This window comes from Pseudomonas sp. Irchel 3A18, from assembly GCF_900187465.1.
In the GTDB taxonomy this organism is placed as follows: Bacteria; Pseudomonadota; Gammaproteobacteria; order Pseudomonadales; family Pseudomonadaceae; genus Aquipseudomonas; species Aquipseudomonas cichorii.
Map to the genome: position 1 here is coordinate 337,054 of NZ_FYDI01000006.1, position 25,576 is coordinate 362,629.

Annotated in this window: 19 protein-coding genes; 10 read left to right on the plus strand and 9 right to left on the minus strand. The window is 57.0% G+C overall.

Annotation, left to right across the window (positions count from 1 at the left end; translation table 11 throughout):
* Window positions 1-163 precede the first annotated feature (163 nt).
* The 4 genes from CKW23_RS14820 (at window position 164) to CKW23_RS14845 (ending at window position 3,998) form a co-directional block, all read left to right on the plus strand.
* Complete coding sequence (locus tag CKW23_RS14820; protein ID WP_025261995.1) at window positions 164-895, plus strand: XRE family transcriptional regulator; 732 nt, start codon at window positions 164-166, stop codon at window positions 893-895.
* Window positions 896-1,690: 795 nt separating this feature from the next.
* Window positions 1,691-2,272 (plus strand): DarT ssDNA thymidine ADP-ribosyltransferase family protein, encoded by a 582-nt coding sequence (locus CKW23_RS14835; RefSeq protein WP_025261996.1) that lies wholly within the window; start codon window positions 1,691-1,693, stop codon window positions 2,270-2,272.
* Window positions 2,269-2,913 (plus strand): DUF4433 domain-containing protein, encoded by a 645-nt coding sequence (locus CKW23_RS14840; protein ID WP_025261997.1) that lies wholly within the window; start codon window positions 2,269-2,271, stop codon window positions 2,911-2,913. The genes CKW23_RS14835 and CKW23_RS14840 overlap by 4 nt, the downstream gene beginning before the upstream one ends.
* Window positions 2,910-3,998 (plus strand): macro domain-containing protein, encoded by a 1,089-nt coding sequence (locus CKW23_RS14845; RefSeq protein ID WP_025261998.1) that lies wholly within the window; start codon window positions 2,910-2,912, stop codon window positions 3,996-3,998. The genes CKW23_RS14840 and CKW23_RS14845 overlap by 4 nt, the downstream gene beginning before the upstream one ends.
* Before the next feature lie 142 nt (window positions 3,999-4,140).
* Here CKW23_RS14845 and CKW23_RS14850 read toward each other — a convergent pair whose 3' ends face one another.
* The 5 genes from CKW23_RS14850 to CKW23_RS14870 all read right to left on the minus strand — a co-directional run bounded on the left by CKW23_RS14850 (window position 4,141) and on the right by CKW23_RS14870 (window position 16,114).
* Window positions 4,141-4,464, minus strand: coding sequence for a transcriptional regulator (locus tag CKW23_RS14850; protein WP_236250086.1), 324 nt, complete (start codon window positions 4,462-4,464; stop codon window positions 4,141-4,143).
* Between the two features lie 296 nt (window positions 4,465-4,760).
* Window positions 4,761-5,132, minus strand: a complete 372-nt coding sequence (locus CKW23_RS26950; RefSeq protein ID WP_025262000.1) for a hypothetical protein — start codon at window positions 5,130-5,132, stop codon at window positions 4,761-4,763.
* Between the two features lie 150 nt (window positions 5,133-5,282).
* Window positions 5,283-14,552 carry a calcium-binding protein gene (locus CKW23_RS26955; RefSeq protein ID WP_159918430.1) on the minus strand — a complete coding sequence of 3,090 codons (9,270 nt, stop codon included), beginning with the start codon at window positions 14,550-14,552 and terminating at the stop codon, window positions 5,283-5,285.
* A gap of 623 nt (window positions 14,553-15,175) precedes the next feature.
* Complete coding sequence (locus CKW23_RS14865) at window positions 15,176-15,676, minus strand: DUF5625 family protein (protein ID WP_025262001.1); 501 nt, start codon at window positions 15,674-15,676, stop codon at window positions 15,176-15,178.
* 57 nt (window positions 15,677-15,733) lie between these two features.
* A complete protein-coding gene (locus CKW23_RS14870) occupies window positions 15,734-16,114 on the minus strand; it encodes a hypothetical protein (RefSeq protein ID WP_095067818.1) in 381 nt (126 codons plus the stop codon).
* A gap of 322 nt (window positions 16,115-16,436) precedes the next feature.
* On the opposite strand from CKW23_RS14870, the gene CKW23_RS14875 reads away from it, so the two are divergent.
* From CKW23_RS14875 to dxs, 6 genes are all read left to right on the plus strand, one after another.
* On the plus strand, window positions 16,437-17,333 hold the full coding sequence (locus CKW23_RS14875) for an EamA family transporter (RefSeq protein ID WP_095067820.1): 897 nt from the start codon (window positions 16,437-16,439) through the stop codon (window positions 17,331-17,333).
* A 71-nt stretch (window positions 17,334-17,404) separates the two neighbouring features.
* Entirely contained in the window at window positions 17,405-18,238 is an 834-nt protein-coding gene (yghU, locus tag CKW23_RS14880) for a glutathione-dependent disulfide-bond oxidoreductase (protein WP_025262004.1), read from the plus strand.
* 227 nt (window positions 18,239-18,465) lie between these two features.
* Window positions 18,466-19,638: a cystathionine beta-lyase gene (gene metC / locus CKW23_RS14885; protein WP_025262005.1), complete on the plus strand. Its 1,173-nt coding sequence runs from the start codon at window positions 18,466-18,468 to the stop codon at window positions 19,636-19,638.
* A 90-nt stretch (window positions 19,639-19,728) separates the two neighbouring features.
* Complete coding sequence (locus CKW23_RS14890) at window positions 19,729-19,971, plus strand: exodeoxyribonuclease VII small subunit (protein WP_025262006.1); 243 nt, start codon at window positions 19,729-19,731, stop codon at window positions 19,969-19,971.
* Entirely contained in the window at window positions 19,968-20,855 is an 888-nt protein-coding gene (locus tag CKW23_RS14895; protein ID WP_025262007.1) for a polyprenyl synthetase family protein, read from the plus strand. Before CKW23_RS14890 ends, CKW23_RS14895 begins: the two co-directional genes overlap by 4 nt.
* 147 nt (window positions 20,856-21,002) lie before the next feature.
* Window positions 21,003-22,895 (plus strand): 1-deoxy-D-xylulose-5-phosphate synthase, encoded by a 1,893-nt coding sequence (dxs, locus tag CKW23_RS14900; RefSeq protein ID WP_025262008.1) that lies wholly within the window; start codon window positions 21,003-21,005, stop codon window positions 22,893-22,895.
* Window positions 22,896-22,952: 57 nt separating this feature from the next.
* Here the strand turns inward: dxs and CKW23_RS14905 are convergent, their stop codons facing one another.
* The 4 genes from CKW23_RS14905 to thiL form a co-directional block, all read right to left on the minus strand.
* Window positions 22,953-23,372 carry an MFS transporter gene (locus tag CKW23_RS14905; RefSeq protein ID WP_095067792.1) on the minus strand — a complete coding sequence of 140 codons (420 nt, stop codon included), beginning with the start codon at window positions 23,370-23,372 and terminating at the stop codon, window positions 22,953-22,955.
* Window positions 23,369-23,986, minus strand: a complete 618-nt coding sequence (gene ribA / locus CKW23_RS14910) for a GTP cyclohydrolase II (protein WP_025262010.1) — start codon at window positions 23,984-23,986, stop codon at window positions 23,369-23,371. Before ribA ends, CKW23_RS14905 begins: the two co-directional genes overlap by 4 nt.
* Window positions 23,987-24,090: 104 nt before the next feature.
* Window positions 24,091-24,600, minus strand: coding sequence for a phosphatidylglycerophosphatase A (locus tag CKW23_RS14915; RefSeq protein ID WP_025262011.1), 510 nt, complete (start codon window positions 24,598-24,600; stop codon window positions 24,091-24,093).
* On the minus strand, window positions 24,597-25,562 hold the full coding sequence (gene thiL / locus CKW23_RS14920; RefSeq protein WP_025262012.1) for a thiamine-phosphate kinase: 966 nt from the start codon (window positions 25,560-25,562) through the stop codon (window positions 24,597-24,599). Before thiL ends, CKW23_RS14915 begins: the two co-directional genes overlap by 4 nt.
* Window positions 25,563-25,576 lie beyond the last annotated feature (14 nt).

A 25,576-nucleotide genomic window follows, 5' to 3' on the forward strand; every position in this document is an offset into this window, starting at 1 on the left:
TTAAAGCAGAACGTAGCGTTTATTTAAAATAAACGGATTGCGGAACATGCCTACGCAACAACTGTTGTACCTGTAGGTCGCTAACCGTAAGCAATAAGGGAACAGCAGTATTTGAACACCCCGTTCATTTAAACGGATTCGCGACCGCCGTAAACTCGGCCTCATGAATACATCAGGTGATCGACTACGCATCCTCCTGCGGGAGTGCCATCTTTCTGCGACGGACTTTGCAGCCAACCGCAAAGTCACGCCCCAGCACGTGAACAACTGGTTCAAACGCGGCGTGCCCATGGCGCGGCTGGAAGAAGTGGCTGAACTACTGACCGTCAACGCCCGCTGGCTGCGCACCGGCGAAGGCCCCAAGCACCCGACAGACTCCGCCAACGAGAACAATGGCGGCGACACCCCGATTACGCTTCACCAGGGCAGAAGCCTGCTGCGCGGCGATGTGGAAATTCAGATCTACAAGGAAATCGAATCCACCAACAGCATTGGCAAGACCGTACTGGCCGAAGCGCCCGGTCAGAAAATACGTTTGCCCATGCACGTGCTGCAAACCATGAACATCGACCCCAAGAACACCATGTGCGTCGCCATGATCGGCAACAGCATGGCCGACAAGATCCAGGACGGCTCACTGCTGGGCGTCAACCGCGACCTGACCCAGGTCATCGACGGCGAAATGTACGCCCTCGAACATGGCGGCATCCTGCGCGTCAGATACCTCTACCGCCTGCCCAACGGCGGCCTGCGCCTGCGCAGCCACAACAACAGCGAATACCCCGACGAACTCTTCAGCGCCGAAGAAATCGAGCGGGAAAACATCCGCATCCTGGGCTGGATATTCTGGTGGTCCACCCTCAACAGCCGCCGAAACGCCATGCTGCTGCGCTAAACCGGGACAGCCACGTATGAGAAAGTGTTTCAAGACTGGGCATCGGAGGAAAACATCAGTATCCTAACGCCACCATTCGGCACAGACCGCCCAGCGCGGCCCGTGCCACACAAGGCGAACGACACGTTCGGTTTGTTACCTATTTAGCATCCCTTGCGGTTGCACCTGTTGAAGGCGATTGCGGTTTACCAAAAATAAACCAAGACCGTCCCCGAGAAGCCGGCCACAAGCCGGCTTTTTATTTGCTTGTGAAAAGTCAGACGCCTGCGCCGGGCAGCCAAAGTCCAGAGATATGCACGTCTTGAAAGCGGAACAGAGAAATCGCTTTGGGCTAATCCCGAATCGGGTTATTCAGATTTCCGGACCATCAAACGGCGCACCCAAGTGAAAACCATCCACAACACCCGCTACCAAGCCCTGCTCCAGCTTTTGCTGGAGGCACGCGAACGGGGGTTGGAGGGTACCAGGTTTCACGGCACACGCAGCTGACTTAGCTAAATCGGTGGACAGGGGGATTGTGTTGGTGGATGACACACGACTGGTGCATCTGATGATGGATCATGAAGTAGGTGTTACATCGCGGCTGTTACGGTTGCTGGCGCTGGATCGTGATTATTTTGACGACGTGAGAGATCGGTTTTGGGCAAACCTGCCACCGCCTCTGCAACACTTTCGGCTCAAAATAATGGCACACTAGAATCACGAAGTACGCCCGACTTGGAAGGTCGCTGTTAACGCGCAGAAGAGATAGGGCTAAAGCGGGTTTAGATAGTTGTGCAGGTCAAGGAGGCCACAATGCCAGACATCAGAAATATCAAGGAACAAAAGCTTCTATACCATCTCACTTCGGTTGAAAACCTTGATGGCATTTTCCAGGCAGGCTTAAAGCCTCGTGCTGAACTCACCGATTTCAAAGATGTAGCTGACAGTGAGATTCTGAAGAAGCGTAAAACCCTTGAGCTTGACAGCTATGTGCCCTTTCACTGGTTCGCTGCAAATCCATTTGACGGAAGTGTGCAACGCAATAACCCTGATGTGAAATTCGTCCTGATCTCCGTATACAGGTCCACGGCGCAAAAAAACGGTTGGAAAGTCATTCCTCGCCACCCTCTGGCAAACGATTCAATCCAGTTACTCGATTACGACGAGGGTTTCGAAGCCATCGACTGGGAAGTCATGAACAGTCGCGAGTATCACGACGCGCACTGCAAAAGCATCTGCATGGCGGAATGTTTGGCGCCTGGCGTTGTGAAACCAAACGCTTTCTTCAAAATATTCACGCCTAGCGAGGAGATCGAAGCGCTCTGCGTGGCTAAAATGCGCGAGGCAGGTGTTAATGTACTCACCGGCGCGAATCAGAGAATGTTTTATCAATGAACTACACCAGTCTGAATCCAGAGAAGGCTCTGATTTGGCGTATCGTCCACCGCGATAACCTGCCTTGGATTCTGGACAACGGCCTGCATTGCGCCAGTTCGGATGTGCAAGCACCGCAATATGTAAATATTGGTAACGCTGACTTGATCGATAAACGCCGATCTCGCGATGTACCAATTGCTCCAATGGGTGTGTTGGCTGACTACGTGCCCTTCTACTTCACCCCCTTCTCTGTGATGATGAAAAATATTCATTCCGGGTGGAGCGTTCAGCAGCGCAGCAATGACGAGATTGTGATTCTGGTATCCAGCCTGCACCGCGTCGAACAGCTTGGCCTACCGTTCGTCTTCACAAACGCACATGCCTACCCGGATTGGACAAACTATTACAGCGATCTGGCGCATCTCAGCGAGATCGACTGGCCTATCCTTCAGCGGCGCGACTTCAAACGCGATCCTGATGACCCTCGAAAGATGGAGCGCTATCAGGCCGAAGCGCTGATTCACCACCACCTACCGATTACAGGACTCCTTGGCATCATGTGCTACACCGATGCAATGAAAGAACGCATAGAGCAAGACGTGGTCGCTAGAGGCCTGACGTTGTCTGTTCATGCGCGTCCGGGATGGTATTTCCAATGATCAGATTCACTCAAGGCAACCTTCTGGAAGCCAAAACCGAAGCCCTCGTCAATACAGTGAATACCGTAGGCGTAATGGGCAAAGGTATCGCCCTGATGTTCAAAGAGCGCTTTGCGGAGAATTACCGCCTCTATTCGGCTGCCTGCAAGGCTGGCGAGGTAGAAACAGGCAAAGTTCACGTGACCGCAGTCAATGAGCTGGAAGGCCCTCGCTGGATCGTAAACTTCCCAACCAAACGTCACTGGCGATCCCCTTCGCAGATGCAGTGGATAACCGAAGGCTTACACGATCTACGTCGCTTTTTGATTGAAAACCATGTTAAGTCCGTGGCGGTTCCTCCGCTAGGTGCAGGGAACGGTGGCTTGAAATGGCCAGAAGTTCGTGAGCAGATCGTTGATGCTTTGAGTGATCTGGACGTCGATGTGCTGGTATTCGAGCCATCCAGTCAGTATCTGAATGTCGCCAAACGTAGCGGAGTGGAAAAGCTCACGCCTGCTCGCGCACTCATTGCCGAACTGGTTCGACGTTACTGGGTTTTAGGTATGGAATGCAGCCTGCTTGAGATTCAGAAGCTGGCTTGGTTCTTAGAGCGAGCCATTAAAAATCTGCCGGGCACCAAAAACCCGCTGGATCTCAAGTTCGTCGCCCATAAATACGGGCCGTATGCCAACCGATTGGAACACCTGCTCGACAATCTGGACGGCAGCTATCTGCATTGCGACAAACGCATCAGTGATGCAGATATCAGTGATGTGATCTGGTTTGACCAAGACCGTAAAGCTTTTCTGCAAACCTATCTCAAAACAGAAGCTAGGGAGTATTCCCAAGCTCTGGAACTGACCGCCGAACTGATCGATGGCTTTGAGTCACCGTTCGGCATGGAGCTGTTGGCAACGGTTGATTGGTTGCTCAGTCAGGAAGAAGTTTCCCCAACCGTTCCTACCGTGCGCGAAGCGTTGCGGCATTGGGATGGCGGAACTGGTGCTGCTGCTCGTAAAAGCAAGCTGTTCGATGATCAGGCGATTGATATTGCGCTCAAACGGCTTACCTCCAGTAGCTTCAGCTCGGCAGTAGTTAACTGCTAATCGATGCCCAGTGTTTATACAGGCTGGAAACAGCCTGTCATAAAGCTTTAATGTGATCGAGGATATCGGAAGGGGAGTGGGGTGGATCCTTATAGTACTTGTTGCAAATAGGCTGGCCATTTGACCAGCTCACACTGCCGGTCTAATTTCCTATTCTTCCCACATACTGACTCCGCTTCACCCTCACCGGACAAAGCTCAAGACCAAACGGCTTGAACACCGCATTCATCGACTTGATCGTCTGATTACCTTCTTCATGCTCAATGTGCGCCAAGGTACGAATCGAAATTTTGCACATTTTCGCAAAGAGGCGCTGATCCATTATGGCCACCATTGTTCGGAGCATCACTACAGCCTGGCCCATGGTAATTTCGCCATGCCCCAGCTTGCTCTCAATGAAGCGAATGAGCTCTTCCCGTGTCATTGCGCTGAAATCATGGCCTCTCATAGCGACATTTGAACTCATAGAACACCCAAGGCTTGCATCCGGTCTTTGAGCTTGGCCAGCGAGATACTGGGGTGGCTCCAGATTGCCGTCGGAAAATCTGACTTAAGGATTTCATGAAGGTGAAGAAACAGCTTGGCGTCCTCCCTGCTCATGCACATAGAACACGCTCAAAGGAAACCTTCCGTCGAATCGCGAACGGTGAGATGAAAAGAGTCACGCCAGTAGCCCTCATCGAGGTTTGGGGTTGTGAGCTGCAAAGCGCTCATCTGCACTAGATTGCAGATTCGGCGACAATGATCGCCACAAACCAGCTTTTATTTATCGACGGAAACCTCATCCACCCCAAGCCGCCTCCGCCTCGCAACCAACGCCCGCCGAAACGAAATCTCCGCACACTCCACAAACAACCGCGCCATATGATTAAGCCCCTCTTCCTCGCCTTCACTGCCCACGACAAAATCAAAACCCAGCGCACGCTTGTTCTGGTCAGGCAGTTCTTCCCAACTGTTCATCAGGTAGGCGTACAGGGCGCTGACGATTTTTTGCTCGCTCAGTGGCTCATGGGATAGGCGAGGTGGGCTGGCAAGCATGTGACGCCTTCGGAGAAAGCCGCACTTCTTGCAGATGGCTTGCGAGGATGAAAAGCGATGTTTCGGGTAACGGACAGGTGAGGTTTTGATATTCATGAAAGGTTCCGGCCTTGATGGGTCATACGAGATACCCGTCATTTTTGGACGCAAACCTGTCAATGAACACACGCTATGGCGTGCGTTCAGCGATTTTTACTTCGATTGGATCAAGAGCAACCGCGCCCAAAGGCGCGGCTGCTTCCAGACTTACTGCCAGTTAGCCGCAATCACGGCATTCAACGAGGCCTGGTAGTTTTCCGACAGCTTCACTTCTCCCGGTGCAGGAGGTGCGAAAGCCGCCATGGCTTGTACCATTTGGTCAACCTGACTAGCCATCAGGACCTTGCCATCCGCCGTGCGGAATTGTTCGATCTGCTGGGCATCCTCCCAAGTGCCTTCGCCCCAGAACGACCATTTGGATACCGTCACCTTGTCGCTCGTGCCGATGACGCCGACTTCCAGATCCCAGCCATTCTTGCTGAACCACAGTTGGTCGGCAGCAATACCGCTCCCAAACTGCAGCACGTCAGTGTTGGCATCCGGATCAAAGTCGTCGATGACGTCCTGGCCACCACCGCGCTCGAACTGGTAGAGGTCATTACCACGGTCGCCATACAGCCGGTCATTGCCCGTACCGCCGATGAGAGTGTCAGCGCCTGCGCCTCCGTTCAGCTCATCATCCCCGGCACCGCCCGACAGTATGTCGTTGCCGCCAAGACCATAGAGTTTGTCGTTGCCTGCAAGGCCACTGAGCGAATCGGCCACAGCATCATCGCCATAAAGCGCGTCATTGCCCTCGGTGGACGTGCCGTTGCTCATCGTCTTGATGGTGCTGGCATTCCAGGTGGTCCCGTCGGCGAACTGGATCTGTTCGATCAGGTTCGCGGTATTGGAGAACCATCCGGAAACCGTCAGCCTGTCGCTTGTGCCGGCAATGCCGACATACAGATCGTTCAGGCTACGAGTGAGCTGGATATCGGCAGGTTTGAGGCCTTCCGCAAGCTTGATCACGTCCAGGTTGCCGGCCGTATTGTCGTAGTCGCTTATCCAGTCCTGCCCGGCACCGCGATAGAACAGGTAGGTGTCGTTGCCTGCATCGCCATACAAGCTGTCGTCACCGGCACCGCCATCGAGGATGTCCGCTCCGGCTCCGCCATAGAGCTTGTCTTTGCCAGAGCCACCGTTGAGGGTGTCGTTGCCTGACAAGCCGTAAAGGCTGTCGTCACCGCCCAGCCCGTTGAGAACATCGGCAACGGACTCTTCACCTTGCAGGGTATCGTTGCCTTCGCTCGCCACGCCTTTGACCATGGCTTTGAGGGCCGTTGCATCCCAGACCGTGCCATCCACGAACTGGACTTGCTCGATCTGCGAGTCGGTGGAGTAGAACCAGTCACGAACGGTGATTTTGTCCGAAGTGCCGATGATCGCCAGTTCGAGATTGTCGCCCACGCGCGAAGCCTTGATATCGCCCGGGCTGATGCCTTGTGCCAGCTTGATCACGTCGATATTGCCGGAGGTCCAGTCACGGTCCGAGATCTGATCCTGGCCACCGCCACGCTGGAACAGGTAGATGTCGTTGCTCGAGCCGCCATACAGCGAGTCGTTGCCTGCTCCGCCATCCAGCGTATCGACGCCCGCTCCGCCATCGAGCATGTCATCGCCAGCACCGCCAATGAGCACATCGTTACCGGCCTGTCCGTACAGCTGATCATTGCCGCCAAGCCCGTCGATCTGCTCGCCCGTCTCGTCACCATAAATCGTATCGGCCGCTTCGCTGGCCACGACCACCGACAAGCGCTTGAGGTCCGCGACAGACCAGACGGTCCCGTCCGCGAACTCGACGCGCTCCACTTGATAATTGGAGCTGGTGTAGTCGTAGATTTTCATCCAGTCGTTCGTGCCCTTGATGGAGAGCACGATATCCGTCCTGTCACGCTTGACGATGACATCGCCAGGAGTGATGCCGGACGCGACTTTGATGGTGTCGACATTGCCCGTGGTGGAGTCGAACTCGTTGATCGTGTCCTGGCCCATGCCGCGATAGAAGAGGTAAGTGTCATTGCCGCGAGATCCGCTCAGGGAATCGTTGCCGGCACCGCCATCGAGAATGTCATTACCGTCGCCGCCATCGAGGTAGTCGTTGTCGGCTCCACCATTGAGGGTGTCGTTGCCGCTTTCGCCGTACAGAGAGTCTCTACCGGCACCACCATTGAGTTGGTCATTGCCGCTATCACCGTACAGCCTGTCATCGCCATTGAGCCCATCCAGTACATCGGCCCCAACGTCGCCATACAAGGTATCGGCCGAATCACTGGCCACTCCCCGGGTCATGGCCTTGAGGGCATCGAGATCCCAGACCGTGCCATCGGCAAATTCGACACGCTCCACCTTGTAGTTGATGTTGTTGAAGAAGGTGATCGACATTTTATCTGTCGTTCCCTTGATCGAGAGATGCAGGTAGTTGCCGTCACGATTCAGAATCACATCGGCTGGAGCGATATCGGCAGCGACCTTGATGGTGTCGACATTACCCACAGTCCCGTCGAAGTCAGTGATGGTGTCCTGCCCCATGCCGCGGTAGAAGCGGTAGGTATCATTGCCTGCATCACCCGACAGTCTGTCATTGCCCGCACCGCCATCCAGCGTGTCGTTGCCATCACCGCCATAAAGCCAATCGACGCCGTCACCACCGTTCAGCACGTCGTTGCCAGCCCTGCCGTACAGGGTGTCGTCGCCGCCCAGCCCGTTGATGGTATTGGCCAGCGCATCGCCATTGAGGTTGTCACCGCTCTGGGTGCCGGTGATCAAGCCGGTCTGCTCTCCGACAACGATGTCGAACACATCACTGACCACCGCACCTGCACGGTCCACGGCCGAAACCTTGACCGAGACGGTTCCCTGGCTTCCAGGTGTGCCGCTGAAGGTGCGAGTGGCCGCATCGAACGCCAGCCAGGCTGGCAACGCCTGACCGTCGGCAGACTGCGCGGTAATGCTCAATGTGTCACCGGCATCCACATCAGTGAATGTCGCTGCCGGTAGGGCAAAGTTCAGGAGTGTGCCTGCGGTTGCAGCCTGATCGACAATGGCCTTGGCCAGGACCGGCGCATCGTTGGTATTGCTGATCCGTACGTCAAAGCTGTCGCTGACAGACAGGCCGGCCTTGTCGGTCGCCGTGACGCGAATCGACAGGTTACCGACGGCGCTGTTGTCTGGCGTGCCCCGGAAGGTACGAGTGGCGGCATCGAAACTCAGCCAGGCTGGCAGAGGTTTGCCATCAGCCAGGGTTGCACTCAGCTTCAGGGCGTCACCGCTGTCCGCATCGACAAAGGCGTTGTTCGCCAGGGTCAGGACAAAGCTGCTGTCTTCTGCCACGTTCTGATCGGCAATCGCCTGTGCGATGGTCGGTGCACGGTTGGCCTGGGTCGCCAGCGTAGCGGTGTTCCAGACCGTGCCATTGGCGAACTCGATGCGCTCGATGCTGTGACCACGGGCAGCGGTCCAGCCGGAAATGATCTGCTGACCATCGTTCAGGCGCAGCACCATACCTTGCGCAGAGTGATCGACAGCGACGTCGCTTGCGTTAATGCCCGCTTCAAACGCGATGGTGTCAACGCCACCACTGGCATCCAGGTCTTCATTGATCAAGTCCTGGCCATGACCGACGCCGAACACGTAGCGGTCATTGCCCTTGCCACCCTGCAGGAAGTCATCGCCCGCACCGCCGTACAGGCGGTTGTCGTGCTCGTTGCCGAACAGTTCGTTGGCCTGCGCGTTACCCGTGGCATTCAGGGCGGAACCGGACAAGGTCAGGATCTCGACATTCGCCGCCAGGCTGTAGTCGACCGTGGAAATGACCTTGTCATTACCAGCGTCGGCATCCTCCATGACCACATCGCCGATGTGATCGACAAAGTAAGTGTCATTGCCCAGGCCACCGATCATCAGGTCTGCGCCCTGGGCGCCGTCGAGACGGTTATCGCCGATATTGCCGCGCAGGATGTTGTCGACGCTGTTGCCCGTGGCGTTGATGCTGGCGCTGCCGGTCAGGTTCAGGTTTTCCAGGTTGCTGGCCAGCGTGAAGGAAACCGAGGCATTGACCGTGTCCGTGCCCTGACCTTGCGACTCGACGACCCGGTCAGAACCGTCATCGACCACATAGGTGTCGTCACCCAGACCGCCGATCAGCACATCGGAACCTCCGGCACCGTCCAGCACGTTGTTGGCGCTGTTGCCCACAATGCGGTTGGCCAGTTCATTGCCGGTGCCATTGATAGCCGCATTGCCCAACAGTTGCAGGGATTCGACTTCACTGGCCAAGGTATGACTGACACTGGACTTGACCAGGTCATAGCCACCGCCCACCACTTCCTTGATCACGTCACCGACGTTGTCGACGATATAGGTGTCGTCGCCTGTCCGTCCTTCGAGAACGTCCGCACCGGCACCACCATCGAGGGTATTACCGCCTGCGTCGCCGATCAGCAGATCGTTGGCATCAGTGCCGCTAAGCAGCACTTTGGGCTGTGCAACGGCCTGACCGAAAATGAAGTTGGCGGCGGACAGTTGATTGGCGGTGACACCTTTGAGGGTCAGGTATTGAGTGCCACTGGCCATCGCTCCCAACCAGACTCTCAGGTATTGCTCGCCATCCACCGTCACTGAACTGAAGTTCAGTTCGGCAAAGCTGTGTACTGCACGGATCTGTGACAGGTCGATTTTTTCGGCAGGATTGGCCACCTCGAAGTCGTCGATCAGGTTGGCCATGATGCCTTGGGAAGCACTCGCCCTGAGGTCTTCGACCACAACAAAACGATCATTCCCGGCACCGCCAGCCACCGAGGCTCCGGTGTGCGAGGCTGTACCGCCGAGGTTGATGTTCGGAGCCAGCAGCGTGGTGGTCGCGTAGTCGGCGACGCTCTGGTCGCCTTCAAGGTAGAGAACGTCGTTACCGGCATCGCCACCGAGATAATCCTGTCCGGCACCGCCGTACAGCACGTCATCGCCAGCGCCACCGCGCACCACATCATTGCCTTCGCCACCGTTCAGGGTGTCGTTGCCGCCGACACTCGATGATGTGGAGCTTTCACCGACCAGCACATCATCACCCAGACCACCGTTGATCACATCGGCTCCCGTGCCACCGAAGACGCGCTCGCCGCCATCGTTGGCCCAGTACAGAACACCATTGGTGGTGTCCGGCAGAATCCGCTCGGTCACGGTGCCATCAAGCCCGAAACCAAAGCCGGAGTAATGCTCCAGACGGCTCAGGCTTACACCTTCGGGTACATGCACGAAGCTGCTCAGCGTCAGGCCCTGGGACTGCACATTTTTAAGCACCAGGACTTGCCCGTCATCCAGCGTCAACCGCGTGTCCGCACCTTGCTGGCTGATGCCCATCGTCGAATACACGTCCGGGCCGAAACCGGACAGAACGATTCGATCGGTGCCGATGACGAAGTCGGTCAGGGTATCGACGTCACCCGCGTTCTTGTCGATCACAAAGTAGTCGGTATCGGCACCGCCAGTCAGGGTGTCATTGCCCTGTCCTGCGATCAGCGTATCGATGCCTGCGCCGCCCGACAGCAGGTCGTCGCCACGCCCACCCGAGAGGTGGTTATCCGCAGCGTTGCCGGTCAGCGAGTCGCCAAACTCGCCGCCGATCAGGTTTTCGATCTGGCCTGGATTGGTAATCGTCAACCGGGCACCGGCCAGGGTCGCCTGACCGTTGGAAAGGTCGATGACGCTGGCGCTGGCAATCGCCGCGGCATTGATCGTGTCTACGCCACCATCGGTATCGTTGAGCACATTGCGTCCGCCTGCCGCGGCCAGCTGTGCATATTCATTGGTATACACATATTGGTCATCGGACGTACCGCCCTTGCCATAGACGTTCATGCTCCAGCTGTTGAGTGTGCCGGTGTCGCCGGTGACCGTATCGATGACTTGCAGCGTCCAGTTGCCCTGCGCCGTTTCACCCCGCAGAAGCGCCGTATCGAAAACGTAATTCAAGGTGGAGCTGCCGGCGAAGTCGGCGTCACCACGCTCACTCGCCGCGCTGCCAGGTGCCTTGCCCGGACGGTTCATCAGAATGGATTCAGTACCGGACGGCGAGATCAGCTTGAGGATCAGGTCACCGGGTCGGGAATGCGTCAGGCTGACTTTGACTTCAACATGCTCGACAGAAATACCGGCGTTACCCATGGTCAGGGAATGGCTGATTCCTGCGCCCAGTCCATCAGTGATTGCACGGTTGAGGGTGCCGGAGTCCAGAGGCTGGTTCAGGCTGAACTCATTAGCGAAGGTCTGCTGGGTATTCCAGGTTTCGGCCAGACGAACCGCCGCGCGGGCATCGACTTCGCCATAACCATAGTCGTGGCTGACGTGCATGCCGCCGCCGTTCCAGTTCTGGCTTCCGTTTTCCTGCCAGGAGGTATCAGGGTCGGCTACCTTGCGAGCCGAAAGCGCCAGGATCTGCTGGACGTCGCGATACCCCAGCTCAGGGTTGGCTTCGAGCACCAGTGCAACGATGCCGGAGACGATCGGCGCGGCAAAACTGGTGCCTTGCGAAACGCTGGTGTCGGCACCGAACGTGGAGCCATTGTCGTTCTGCACCAGACGCGAAGTGGAGGTCACGTTCGAGCCCGGCGCACTGACCAGAATGCTTGCGCCCGGACTGGAGAACGGCTGCCCACCGAACTGCAATGCACCCAGGTCAGTGGTGGCATTGATTGCGCCAACCACGATACTGCTGCGGCTGTTGGAGACGTTCGAGTAGTTGGTGTTCCCGCCTATCTGCCGGTCGTTGCCGCCCGCCGTGACAATCACGGTCCCCAGACCATCGCGCCCCTCTTGCAAGGCCTGACGATGGGGTGTCGGCAGCAGTCCCAGTTCGGCCGGAGAAAACTTCAGATCGAAGGGAATGGCACTCCCCCAACTGTTGTTCACCACGTCATATTCGTGCATGTGGGACATGGTGCTGAAGTCGTCTTTGTTGACCCAGTAACCGGCAATCGTGGCGTCATAAGCCACCCCCACACTGCCTTCGCCATTGCGGGAGGCGACCATTACACCGGCCACCAGCGTGGCGTGATCGCTGAAGACGCCGCCACTGCCCTCGCCCGCCATCTGTCCCGGCGTGGCATTGGCCAGCCAGTTCTTGTCGATGTTGTCTTTCAGGTCGGCGTGACGGTAATCGAGCACTTCCTTGGTCGTGCCGAAAGGACTGGTGGTTTCGATCTGGGCAATCCTGACGCCCTTGCCGGTGTAATCCTTCCAGACCGGAAGAATATTGGCCTGGGACAGATACCACTGATCGGTCGCCAGCGGATCGTCAGGCAGGTCCGCAGTCTTGAGGTACACCGCAGCGCGCATTGTCGCGCTTTCACCGGTTCCCATGCTGATAACCGTACCGGCCTCATTGCCCTTGGCGTCGGCAACGGTGTACTTGAAGCCCATGATGCCGGTAAAGGTTGCATCAGGCGTAAACAGCACATCGCCAGCCTGGGTCACGCTGGCCGTACCACCCACGACATCGAACAGTCCGGTGATGTGCAGCGCATCATGCTGCCAGTCGATGTCGTTCTGCAGCAGTTGCTCCTTGCCGATCAGATGTGCACTGGTACGCTCGAAAGCCGCACCGGCCTTGTCGTTGCTCAGGACATCCTTGACCAGCAGAGGGTTCTCGATCCCTTCGCTGGTAGCGCTCGGAATCTCGACCAGCTTGAGGTTCTTGAAGTTGATCTTTTCGATGTTCTGCAGGAAATCGGTACCGTCGCGCCCTGCAACGGTGTCGCTGATCCAGACACCTTCTGCCGTTCGTGTCAGACGATAGTCGGCAAAGTCGCCGGACAGCTCGACGACGTCCAGGCCGTCACCACCGTCGATCACGTCATCGCCCGCACCACCGATCAGCACATCGTCGCCGGCACCGCCGTTAAGGTTGTCGTCATCCTGACCGCCGTCGATGAGGTCGTTGCCCAGGCCGCCTTGAATACGGTCATTGCCACGGTGCCCGCGCAATACATCGTTGCCGGCTCCGCCCAGAATGACGTCGTTACCATCCTCACCCGACAACGCATCATTGGCGTACCCACCGATGAGTACATCATCGCCGTCGCCGCCGCGCATATAAACCGTGCTGGACCCGCCGCCGATGAAGGTGTCATTGCCACGACTACCCTGAGCAATTTCCACACCGGCATCTGCCAGGTTGAGATAAACACCTTTATCGCCCAGAACCTGAACGATATCGGTGCCATCTCCTCCATGGATATTCTCGGACAGGTCTTCGCCATCAATCAGTAGAACATCATCTCCGGCACCACCATAGAACGTATCGCTACCCTGGCCACCGGCCAGCCAGTTGGTCTGGGCATCGCCTTGCAGCACATCATTGCCCGAGCCGCCAGTCGCATTGTTTACGCCCTTCGATGCCACATCGATGTGCTCACCCGTTGTGGAAGAAGAGGAATAACCACTCACAGGAGAGACGTTACCTCCACCCTGTGTAGAGATAACAGTGCCTGTGCCGTTTGCGGTAAAGACATGACCATTAGGGTTGGCCAGAAAGTTGGCGGCAATGGCTTCCTTGCTCACGCCGTTCTGAACAAAGGTTCCTCGTGCGAGAACTTCGTTACCGTCACGCACTTCGCCGCTTTGAGCCACACTGTTCAAGTTGATCCGGGTAATACCCAACTCTGCAAATGACTTCAGTTCGCTCTTTTCATTGGCGTCCACTGAACCATTACCATTGGCATCATCCCAGCTCTTTCCATCGTGGTTGGCGTCGACCCAGACTTTGACACTCGACCAGGCATCATCACGGTTATCGAAAACACCGTCAGCGTTACTGTCCAGGCTCGCCAAGGCAGTAAATCCGTTCGAGAAACGTTTTTCTCCGGCATTGCCGTCTTTGCCCGCTACCCCACCGAAATACTCGGAAAGTGTTTCGCTGATGTTGTCGATCTTGCCATTGGCGTTGGAATCCACAACAACGATGCCGTCTTCAGGACTTACCCAACCCGTTTCTTCCAGGCTGCCGCCATCGTTGTCGGCATCGAACAGTACCGGTGCACCGAGGTAATCCGTCAACCTTACGCCATCACCATTCAGGTCCAACACCAGCGGATCCGTCGGTAACGTCACGCGGGCACTTGCATCGCCCGAGTTCAAAAGTGCAGCCAGTGTGCTGCCATACGTCATGCCCTGAGTCGAGTTACGCAGGCTGAAATCAAACACATCCTTGACGGTGTTGACGTTACCCGGACGATAACCATCAGCCAGAATCTGCGTGGCCGCATTGGTAAAGGTATTGTTGATCCAGTTGCCCTGATATTGATTCAGGTTGAGCTTGTTGGCGTCGTAACTCAGGTTCCAGCCGCCACCACTGTTGATCAGGCCCTGAGCAACTTCAGCGGCTGCGGCATCGTGATCAACGGATTCCTTGTATTTGATCCCAGATGCAAGATCGGTATTCAATGAGAAATCATTGTTTGCCATACCGCCGCTTAGGTCACTGGAATTCAGCCACAAGCTGCTCTGACTGCCGTCATATACAACTCCGCCTCGCGCCATGTCTCCACGGATTATTTCTGCGCCAAAACCATTTAAAAGCGCGTCGATATTGTCCAGATTGTTACCTGGAAAAAGGTCACCCTGTTCATCGTTCGGGTTGTAGCCAAGGACTTTCAACGAGGCGTATACGAAATCAACACAGCTGTTAGTCAACAGATTGTATGTCGCTGAATCGAAACCACCTGCTGGCGGATTACTGGAAAAATTCATCAGGGCCGTGTACTGCGACTCTGTCAGCTTGACGGTAACCTCATAGAGAGTTTCCTGGTACGCGCTGTCATCATCCATGACGACTTGACCAGGCCCGAACATTTCATCAAGCCTTGAGGCGAACCCGAAGCTCTTGCTGGCTACGCCATCGCTTACGCTGTACCACATGTGCCCACCGGGCGAATCATGAAGATCGCCCGCTTTATGGTCGCTTTTATCCTGTTGGTAAACATAGTCGGCACCAACACCAGCAACCTTGTAAGTAACGCTGTAGCTCTTTTCCACCGTCTTAGAGTCCTTTCGCTATTTTTAAAAATCTAAATCTTGGGGCTGTAGTAAGAAAACTCTACGTACCCTTCCGTACCACTGAATGCGTCAACTTTATCCACCGTCGAAACTTCGACCGTGTAATCCCCAGGGAGAAGAGCAAAATGCTTTATATCTCTGACCTGCGTAGACTTGTATTTACCCTCGTATTCAAATGCCTGCCCCGAGTCAATGCCCGTGGTGACTAAAACCTCATCAAAAAACAACTGACCATCTTTCAGAACACGCAAATGGACAGGAATGGGAACACCGCCCTCGTTATAAAGCCCGCCCCCCCATACTGCTTTCTGGTGATCGATATCGGAGGCTTTTTCACTCCACACAAATAACAGAGCAACTCTATAGCCACCACGCTCAGCCACGCGAAACTGCGCAGAGACTTTCTGATTGGCCAAAGAAAGATTGACAGGCTTGACTATCAACACCGGACTTGAGCAACCCACGAGGAAACCCGACAAAAAGAGAGCGAAAAAACGTTTAATGAAAGACACACTTGATTCCTTCTTCCCATTGGTAAGCAAACCCGGTCCACAACAACGATAAATTGCTCATGAAAAATCGCGCTCAAAAACAAAAATCACCATCAAAAACAAACCATGCGAAACAACCGACACTCTGGATATCCACAGCCCGATTTTTTTCAAATAACGTGCGCTGACCAGCCACCCGAAAAAAGCCAAAGCGCCTCCAAGCCACCCGACCTGTGAAAACGCAAAGATTTCTATAAGGAACGTCACGAAGTTCCAGCTACCACCGATGCCATAAACCCAGACCAGATAGCAAAAAGCAGAAAGCGGAACACTGCAGCCCCAGATAAACAGAGAAACCGCATGTTCGGGCTTGTATTTGATGGCGATAAAATTCAAAAGCAACAATCCTGAATAAACGTATATATCCAGGCCGGCGAGAACTCTCTTCAGCTCATCCATTAGCATCCCGCTCCATGCGTTAACCACTTGCCTTTAGTCGGCACTCCCATAGAGCGGCTGACGCCTGCCTTGATCATCGCAGGAAAACATCGTCACCTTGCTTACGAGCGTCCAAAAAGCACATTGCCATCAAATGTATCTATCGCGATACATTCCTGCAAGTTAAGTTTTTTGTTCTGAAAACAAGCAAGTAGAGCATTTTTCAGGCATAAACCTTACCAGCCGCCAGAAGCTCGACAGGCTCGTGATGCGGCTGTCATGGATTGCCCTGACACAGCTCGATGATGTTGAATCGCACGACACCGACCAGGAAGCCCCCTCAATGAAACTCCACCACCTGCTCCTCGCCATCCTGGTTACTGCACTCTGGGGCCTTAACTTCTCGGTCATCAAGCTTGGCCTGACCTCAGTCGATCCGTTCATCCTCGCAGGTCTGCGCTTCACGCTCTGTGCGCTGCCAGCAATCTTTTTCATTCCCAAACCTGATGTCGCGTGGCGTTACATCATCGGTTACGGGCTGATATTCGGCATAGGTCTTTGGGGGGTCGTCAATCTGGGGATCAAGACCGGGCTGTCGGCGGGGATTGCTTCGCTGGTTTTGCAGTTCAGCGCGTTTTTTACGATGCTACTGGGGGCCTGGGTGTTCAAGGAAACCATCACGCGCTACCAGTTGGCCGGGATTGGCGTTGCGCTGTGCGGGCTGTTGAGCATCATCTTTATTGCGGATGGCTCGGTCACTGCGACCGGCTTGATGCTGGTGCTGTTTGGCGCGGCGGCCTGGAGTGTCGCGAACATCATCAATAAAAAGGCCAATACCCCTCAGGTATTTGCCTTTGTGGTCTGGTCCAGCGCGTTTTCGCCGATCCCGCTTTTCCTGCTCGACTATATCGTCAACGGCACCAGCGGCTACTCTGCACTGATCAACCAGATCGACCACCGTGCTGTTCTGTCGATCCTGTTTCAGGTTTACCCCAACACCTTGTTCGGCTATTGGGTCTGGAACTCGCTGCTCAAGCAATACCCGGTGTCCACCGTTGCGCCATTGTCATTACTGGTACCTATATTCGGGATGCTGGGCTCGGTGGTGATTTTCGATGAAAGCCTGTCGCCGATGAAAATCGTTGCCGTGGGCCTTATCGTATCGGGTCTGGCCGTCGGTCTTTACGGGCAACGCATTCGCAATGCCTTGTTCGCTGGCCGCAGTCGCCCTCTGGCCTGATCGATGAATCATGAACAACGGGCAGCATCACCGGTCGAAACGATCGTCCTCAAACATTCCAAGGTTCCCGCATGAGCACTACTCCTTACACGCCTCCAAAGGTCTGGCAGCCTGCCTCGTCCGGCGGCACCTTCGCCAATATCAACCGCCCGGTTGCCGGTCCCACCCATGAAAAGGAACTGCCGGTCGGCAAACATCCGCTGCAGCTCTACTCCCTGGCCACACCCAACGGAGTGAAGGTCACGATTCTGCTGGAAGAGTTGCTGGCACTTGGGCACAGCGGTGCCGAATATGACGCCTGGCTGATCAAGATTTCGGAAGGCGATCAGTTCTCCAGCGGTTTTGTCGGAGTCAATCCCAACTCCAAGATCCCTGCGTTGCTGGATCGCAGCCAGGAGACGCCAGTGCGGGTATTCGAGTCCGGCTCGATCCTGCTTTATCTGGCGGAGAAGTTTTCCAGCTTTCTGCCCACCGATCACGCTGGCCGGACAGAAACCCTGAACTGGCTGTTCTGGCAAATGGGCGCTGCGCCTTATCTGGGCGGCGGTTTCGGGCATTTCTATGCCTATGCACCGGAAAAGATCGAGTACGCCATCAACCGTTTCGCGATGGAAGCCAAGCGTCAGCTGGATGTGCTGGATCGTCGTCTGGGCGAAAGCCGTTATCTGGCCGGCGATACTTACACCATCGCCGACATCGCCGTGTGGCCATGGTATGGCGCACTGGTGCAGAACAGTGTGTATTCCGCAGCGGAGTTTCTGTCAGTGCATGAATACCCGAACCTGCTTCGCTGGACCGAAGAGATCGCCGCACGCCCTGCCGTCATCCGCGGCAAGAAGGTCAATCGCACATGGGGTGATGAGGCGGATCAGGTTGCCGAGCGGCATCACGCGTCTGATTTGTAGGAGAGAATTTATTCGCGAGAGGCCCGTGAGAGCGATAGATTTTCTTTGGATCTACAGGCGTATCGCGGATAAATGCGCTCCTACATCACCTCTTCTATCGCTCAAAAATACAAGAGGCAGCGCATGATAATCATCCGTGACGCCAGGCTGTATGCAGGATGCTTCTGAATCTCGTGTCTCCTGCGTAGCAAGCTGAAATTCTTTTACCCAGTAGTTCGGAGCCTGCAATGCCCCAAGACAAAGACCCACTCGCCCAGACTGCGTTGTCCCAACATGGCCGTAGCGCCAGCAGCGGGCCGGGCATTGCGGTGAATCCGCCGGTGGTGCGCATGAGCACGGTGTTGTTCGACAGCCTGCAAAGCCTGCGTGAAGCGGAAGCTCGCACTTCGGGGCCGGATCGCTCGCTGACGTATGCGGCCAACGGCAACCCGACGGCCTTTGCATTGCAGGATCTGGTTTCCGAGCTGGAAGGTGCCCACGGCACTTGTCTGTACTCCACAGGGCTGGCCGCAGCGGCGCAGATGTTTCAGGCGTTTGTGCGCCCTGGTCAGCATGTGCTGATCACCGAGGCGGTATACGGCCCGGTTCGTCGGCTGGTCAGGACCTGGATGACAGCCTTCGATATCGAGTTCGATTATTACGCCGCCGACGGCAGTAACGTGGAGTCATTGATCAAGCCCAATACGCGCATGATTTACGCTGAAGTCCCCGGCTCGCTGACGTTCGACATGTGTGATCTGCGAGCCCTGTCGCGGCTGTGCAAAGAGCGCAATCTATTGCTGGCGGTGGATAACTCCTGGGGTTCGGGGGTGCTGTTCAAGCCCCTTGAGTTGGGCGCGGACATTTCGTTGATGGCCCTGACCAAATACATCGCCGGGCATTCGGACGTGATGATGGGCAGCATCAGCACCACCGAAGAGCACTGGAAAACTCTCAAGACCATGAACACCGCCGTGGGCAATACCGTGAGCCCCGACGATGCCTACCTTGTGCTGCGCGGTGCACGAAGCCTTGCGGCACGCATGAAGATGCACGAGCACAATGCCCTGCAAGTCGCACAATGGCTGCATGGCCACGAGCAGGTCGGTCGTGTCCTGCATCTGGCACTGCCGAGCGATCCGGGACATGCCCTCTGGAAGCGGGATTTCCATGGTTGCAACGGTTTGCTGAGCTTCGAGTTCAAGACCGCCGACCGTCAGGTGCTGGACCGTTTTACCGGAGCCTTGAAGCTGTTTGGTGTCGGTTATTCATGGGGTGGCTTTGAAAGCCTGGTGTCGGAGGTGGATCACTATGGCGCCCGGGAACAGGGTCTGCCGATGCTGCGCCTGCAAATCGGCCTGGAAAACCCGGATGATCTGATCGAAGACCTGAAGGCCGGATTTGCAGCCACCCAGAACTGAAGGCCAGCCACTCTGCCCCTTCAAGCGTTTGCCCCGCGGCCCCGGCTCTGCTAGTGTCGCGGCGGTTTAATCTTCACCGGGAATGCCGCCATGGCCCGCAAGAAAGCTGCACTGGATTTCGAACAATCCCTTACCGATCTGCAAACGCTGGTTGAGCGTCTGGAGAATGGTGAGCTGTCGTTGGAAGACTCATTGACCGCTTTCGAGCAAGGCGTGCGCCTCACACGTGACTGTCAGAATGCCCTGGCCCAGGCCGAGCAGAAGGTGCAGGTATTGCTGGAGCGCGACGGCGAACTGGCCGAAGAGCCCTTTGAAGCGGATCAACCCGAATGATCGCGAGCTATCAGGCCCAAAGCCAGGCTCGCGTCAACGCGGCACTTGATGGTCTGTTTGAAGCGCCAAGCCCGGAGCTGACCCGGCTTTATGCCGCCATGCGCTATAGCGTGATGAACGGTGGTAAGCGGGTACGTCCGTTACTGGCTTATGCAGCCTGTGAAGCGCTGGGCGGTGTTGCCGAGGATGCCAATGGCGCCGCCTGCGCAGTCGAGCTGATCCATGCCTATTCACTGGTGCATGATGATCTGCCGGCCATGGACGATGACGACCTGCGTCGCGGCCAGCCCACCACCCATAAAGCCTTTGATGAAGCCTGTGCGATCCTCGCGGGCGACGGCCTGCAAAGCCTGGCGTTTACCGCTCTGCTCGATCCGCGCCTGAGCTCACGTGATGCCGAAACCCGCTTGCAGATGGTCAGCGCCCTGGCGCAGGCCGCTGGCCCGGCAGGCATGGTGGGCGGGCAAGCCATTGACTTGGGGTCGGTAGGCTTGAAGCTCGATCAAGCCGCACTGGCGTTCATGCACCGGCACAAGACCGGTGCACTGATCGAAGCCAGTGTCAGGCTCGGCGCGCTGGCCAGCGGTCATGCCGATCAAGCCCGACTCGACGCACTGCAGGTCTATGCTCGCGCTATTGGTCTAGCCTTTCAGGTACAGGACGACATTCTCGACGTTGAAAGCGATACCGCTACTCTGGGCAAGCGCCAGGGTGCCGATATTGCCCGTGACAAACCGACTTATCCCGCGTTGCTTGGCCTGGAACCGGCCAAGGCCTATGCGCTGGAACTTCGCGATCAGGCGCTGAACGCGCTGCGGCCATTTGACTCAGCCGCAGAGCCGTTGCGGGAGCTGGCGCGTTACATCGTCGAACGCCGCAACTGACATAGCAACCGAACGTCAGACCTGATGAATCAACGACGCTCGATCAGGTCTGATTCATGACTCCTGCGTATCTGCAGATGCACTTCATGGGCAGCTTGCGATGCATAAGGTAAACTGCCGCCTCTTTTACTTATAACGATTCGCCTGATGCCCACGACGTTCAAAGAGATTCCCCGCGAGCGCCCGGTTACGCCGCTGCTCGACCGTGCAGATACACCGGACGGCCTGCGCCGCCTGGGTGAAGCCGAGCTGGAAACCCTGGCCGATGAACTGCGCCTGGAGTTGCTCTATTCCGTTGGCCAGACCGGCGGGCACTTCGGTGCAGGCCTTGGCGTCATCGAGCTGACCATCGCCCTGCATTACGTGTTCGATACCCCGGATGACCGTCTGGTCTGGGATGTCGGTCATCAGGCCTATCCGCACAAAATCCTCACCGGCCGCCGCCAGCGCATGACCACTCTGCGCCAGAAGGACGGCATTGCCGCGTTCCCGCGTCGCAGCGAGAGCGAGTACGACACCTTTGGCGTCGGGCACTCCAGCACCTCCATCAGTGCTGCGCTGGGCATGGCGATTGCCGCCCGTCTGCAAGGCAGTGACCGCAAGTCCATCGCGGTCATCGGCGACGGCGCACTGACCGCTGGCATGGCTTTCGAGGCGCTGAACCACGCGCCGGAAGTTGCCGCTGACATGCTGGTGATCCTCAACGACAACGATATGTCGATCTCACGCAACGTCGGCGGACTGTCGAACTATCTGGCCAAGATTCTTTCCAGTCGCACTTACACCAGCATGCGTGAAGGCAGCAAGAAAGTGCTTTCCCGCCTGCCCGGTGCCTGGGAAATCGCCCGCCGCACTGAAGAGTACGCCAAGGGCATGCTGGTACCCGGCACCCTGTTTGAAGAACTGGGCTGGAACTACATCGGCCCTATCGATGGTCACGACCTGCCAACCCTGATCGCCACCCTGCGTAACATGCGTGACCTCAAGGGCCCGCAGTTCCTGCATGTCGTGACCAAGAAAGGCAAAGGCTTCGCGCCAGCCGAAGTCGACCCTATCGGCTATCACGCCATCACCAAGCTCGACCCGCTGAATGCCCCCGCCGCGCCGAAAAAAGCCAGCGGGCCCAAGTATTCGGGCGTGTTCGGTCAGTGGATCTGTGACATGGCCAAGGCTGATTCACGGCTGGTGGGGATTACCCCAGCCATGAAAGAAGGCTCAGATCTGGTGGAGTTCAGCGAGCGTTTCCCGAGTCGCTACTTCGACGTGGCGATTGCCGAGCAGCACGCGGTGACACTTGCCGCCGGCATGGCCTGTGAAGGCAGCAAACCGGTGGTCGCGATCTACTCCACCTTCCTGCAGCGCGGTTATGACCAACTGGTGCATGACGTGGCGGTGCAAAACCTCGACGTGCTGTTCGCCATCGACCGCGCCGGTCTGGTGGGTGAAGACGGCCCGACTCACGCGGGCAGCTTCGATCTGTCTTATCTGCGCTGCATTCCCGGCATGCTGGTGATGACACCGAGCGACGAAAACGAGCTGCGTCAGATGCTCAACACCGGTTACCTGTATGTTGGCCCGGCAGCGGTGCGCTACCCGCGTGGCACCGGCCCGAATGCAGTGATCGACAACGGCCTGCAACCTATCGAAATCGGTAAGGGCGTGGTGCGTCGTCAAGGCAAGCGCGTTGCCATGCTGGTGTTTGGCGTGCAACTGGCCGATGCGCTGGAAGTCGCGGAAAAAAGCGATGCCACGGTGATCGACATGCGCTTCGTCAAGCCACTGGACGAAGCCCTGATCCGGGAAACGGCAGCCAGCCATGATCTGCTGGTCACCCTTGAAGAAAACGCCATCATGGGTGGCGCGGGCGCGGCGGTCAGCGAGTTCCTGGCGCGGGAGAATATCCTCAAGTCGGTGCTGCATCTCGGCTTGCCGGACATCTATGTCGAACACGCCAAACCGGCGCAGATGCTGGCCGAGTGTGGTCTGGATGCAGACGGTATCGAAGCGGCGATCAAGGCACGATTGGCGTTGATTGACTGAAGCTGAACCGGCAAAAGCAAAAAGGCGCTCAGTGAGCGCCTTTTTTGTACCTGAGATTTATCCCAGTTGCGGCGGGATGCGATACAGGTAGAACAGCGCCACGGTGGAGAGCGCGAGCAGAAATACCGGCACCGGTTCAAGCCCGATGAACAGGGCACCTGCGGCGATCCAGGCCGGAATCCCGGCAAACAGGAAGGCAATGCGGCGAGTGGCGGCCAGTTTGAGCCAGGCGGCGGTTTCTTCAGGTGTATCGAGTGCCGCCTGAGTGGCGATCAAGGCACGCTTGAAAGCGCCGAAAGGCTTGAGGCTAAGGAACATCGAAGCAACACCGGCGATGAACAACGGCATTGCCAGTACATGAATCAGGACTTCGCCCGCATCCAGAAAGATGCAGACCACCAACAATGGCGCAAGACTCAGGCCCAGTTGCTGCCACCAGGCCAGCGCCATCCGTCTGCGCACATTGTTGCGATTCACGCCGGATCGACCTCACTTTGGTGCTCATTGCCCATCATGTGGCCCAGCTTGCCGGCCTTTGTCGCCAGGTACAGTTTGTTGTGCGGGTTGTGGCCGGTGTGCAGCGGCACGCGCTCGGCCACCTTGATGCCCATGTCGGTCAAGGCTTTGACCTTGCGCGGGTTGTTGGTCATCAGGCGCAGGGAACCGACCTTCAGGTGTTGCAGCATCGGCAGGCAGATCGCGTAATCACGCTGGTCGGCCGCAAAGCCCAGACGCTCGTTGGCTTCGACGGTATCGGCGCCGCCGTCCTGCAATTCGTAGGCGCGGATCTTGTTCATCAGGCCAATGCCGCGACCTTCCTGACGCAGATACAGCAGAACACCACGACCTTCGATGGCAATGGCGCGCAGTGCGGCTTCAAGTTGCGAGCCGCAGTCGCAACGCTGGCTGAACAAGGCATCGCCGGTCAGGCATTCGGAATGCACCCGCCCAAGAACAGGAGCGCCATCGGCAATATCACCCAGGCTCAGAACAACGTGCTCGCGCCCGGTTTCCTGCTCGAAAAAGCCGTTCATGGTGAATTCTGCAAAAGGGGTAGGCAGCTTGGAGGCAGCAACAAATACGACGGGCACCGTGTGCTCCTGGTAGTAGAAGACTGAGAATTCGCAAGATCCGATTGTAACAGCACGTTCCTGGGGACGCTTAGGCTGAATTCTTACCGATTAATATCAAAAAGCTAGATCAATCCCCAGGCCCAGACCAGTCCCTGCATGGAAAACCAGGCAAATACACCGGCCAGCACATCATCGATCATGATGCCGAAGCCACCGTGAACATGCCTGTCCAGCCAGCGAATGGGCCATGGCTTGAGGATGTCGAAAAAGCGGAACACCAGAAAACCCACCAGCAACCATGCCCAGCCTTCAGGTACCAGCCAGAGGGTAATCCACATCCCGACCATTTCGTCCCAGACGATGCCTTCATGGTCGTGCACGCCCAGATCATCCGCCACCTTGCCGCACAGCCAGAAGCCAAACAACATGGTGACACCCAGCATGAGCCAGTAACCCCAGTCCGGCAGCATCTGCCACAAAGGGATAAATGGCACGGCAACGATAGAACCCCAGGTTCCGGGCGCCTTGGGCAACGTGCCCGAACCAAAACCGAAGGCGAGAAAATGCCAGGGGTTGGTCCAGACCGAAGGTGGTACAAACTCGGCTGAAACCTGTTCGGGGTTGTCTTTCACACTTCACTCCGAAAATGCTGATAGCCCAGCGCGGCAGGCGTGATGTCTTGCCCGTCGGCATCCAGCAACGCAACGCCCTGCCCTTCAACCACTCGCCCGATCACATGCACCGGCCAGCCAGCATCGAGCAGGCCGGTCAGTTGCTCGGGCGGCAGCGTGAAGGCCAGCAGATAATCATCGCCACCACTGAGCGCCGCCTGCTGTGCAGCAGGCAGATCAAACAACTGTAGCAAGGGCGCAGACATTGGCAGCTTGTCCCGCTCGACCAGCAGGCGCACAGCCGACGACCGGGCAATGTGCCCACAGTCCGCGAGCAAACCATCGGAAATATCCAGCGCAGCCGTAGCCTTGCCACGCAACGCTTGCCCCAGCGCCAGTTGCGGCTGTGGCGACCAGTAACGAGCAAGCAAGGGTTCGGCAATAGAAGGCTCGGCGCTGCGCTGATTCAGTACCAGCGGCAAAGCTGCCGCCGCATCGCCCAAGGCTCCGCCGACGCACAGCAAATCGCCTTCGCGGGCACCGCTGCGAGTCAAAGCCTGACCGGCAGGTACGGCACCGAATACTGTCAGCGTCAGGCTCAATGGCCCACGCGTGGTATCGCCGCCCACCAGACGCAACGAACACACCTGCGCCATCAGGTTCAAGCCTTCGGCAAAGGCCTGCAACCAGGCGGCTTCAACCTGAGGCAAGGTAAGGGCAAGTGTGAAGGCCACAGGGCGGGCCCCCATGGCAGCCAGATCGCTGGCGGAAACCGCCAGGGCGCGCTGGCCAAGCAGAAAGGGGTCGCAGGCGTGGGGGAAGTGCACCCCGGCAACCAGCGTATCGGTGGAAATCGCCAACTGCTCGCCGGGCGTTAACGCCAGCAGCGCGCAGTCGTCGCCGATGCCAAGTGCAACGCCTTCGCCGTCCTGCGCACAGGGCGCGGCAGCGAAGTAATTGCGGATCAGCTCGAATTCACCCATGTGAAGTCCAGGCG

Bases quoted from the DNA above. Each gene is read 5' to 3' on its own strand.
- dxs (WP_025262008.1), top strand. From the start codon at position 21,003: ATGCCCACGACGTTCAAAGAGATTCCCCGCGAGCGCCCGGTTACGCCG.
- CKW23_RS26950 (WP_025262000.1), bottom strand. From the start codon at position 5,132: ATGAATATCAAAACCTCACCTGTCCGTTACCCGAAACATCGCTTTTCA.
- yghU (WP_025262004.1), top strand. From the start codon at position 17,405: ATGAGCACTACTCCTTACACGCCTCCAAAGGTCTGGCAGCCTGCCTCG.
- CKW23_RS14835 (WP_025261996.1), top strand. From the start codon at position 1,691: ATGCCAGACATCAGAAATATCAAGGAACAAAAGCTTCTATACCATCTC.
- thiL (WP_025262012.1), bottom strand. From the start codon at position 25,562: ATGGGTGAATTCGAGCTGATCCGCAATTACTTCGCTGCCGCGCCCTGT.
- CKW23_RS14890 (WP_025262006.1), top strand. From the start codon at position 19,729: ATGGCCCGCAAGAAAGCTGCACTGGATTTCGAACAATCCCTTACCGAT.
- metC (WP_025262005.1), top strand. From the start codon at position 18,466: ATGCCCCAAGACAAAGACCCACTCGCCCAGACTGCGTTGTCCCAACAT.
- CKW23_RS14840 (WP_025261997.1), top strand. From the start codon at position 2,269: ATGAACTACACCAGTCTGAATCCAGAGAAGGCTCTGATTTGGCGTATC.
- CKW23_RS14820 (WP_025261995.1), top strand. From the start codon at position 164: ATGAATACATCAGGTGATCGACTACGCATCCTCCTGCGGGAGTGCCAT.
- CKW23_RS14870 (WP_095067818.1), bottom strand. From the start codon at position 16,114: ATGGATGAGCTGAAGAGAGTTCTCGCCGGCCTGGATATATACGTTTAT.
- CKW23_RS14850 (WP_236250086.1), bottom strand. From the start codon at position 4,464: ATGAGTTCAAATGTCGCTATGAGAGGCCATGATTTCAGCGCAATGACA.
- CKW23_RS14845 (WP_025261998.1), top strand. From the start codon at position 2,910: ATGATCAGATTCACTCAAGGCAACCTTCTGGAAGCCAAAACCGAAGCC.
- CKW23_RS14895 (WP_025262007.1), top strand. From the start codon at position 19,968: ATGATCGCGAGCTATCAGGCCCAAAGCCAGGCTCGCGTCAACGCGGCA.
- CKW23_RS14875 (WP_095067820.1), top strand. From the start codon at position 16,437: ATGAAACTCCACCACCTGCTCCTCGCCATCCTGGTTACTGCACTCTGG.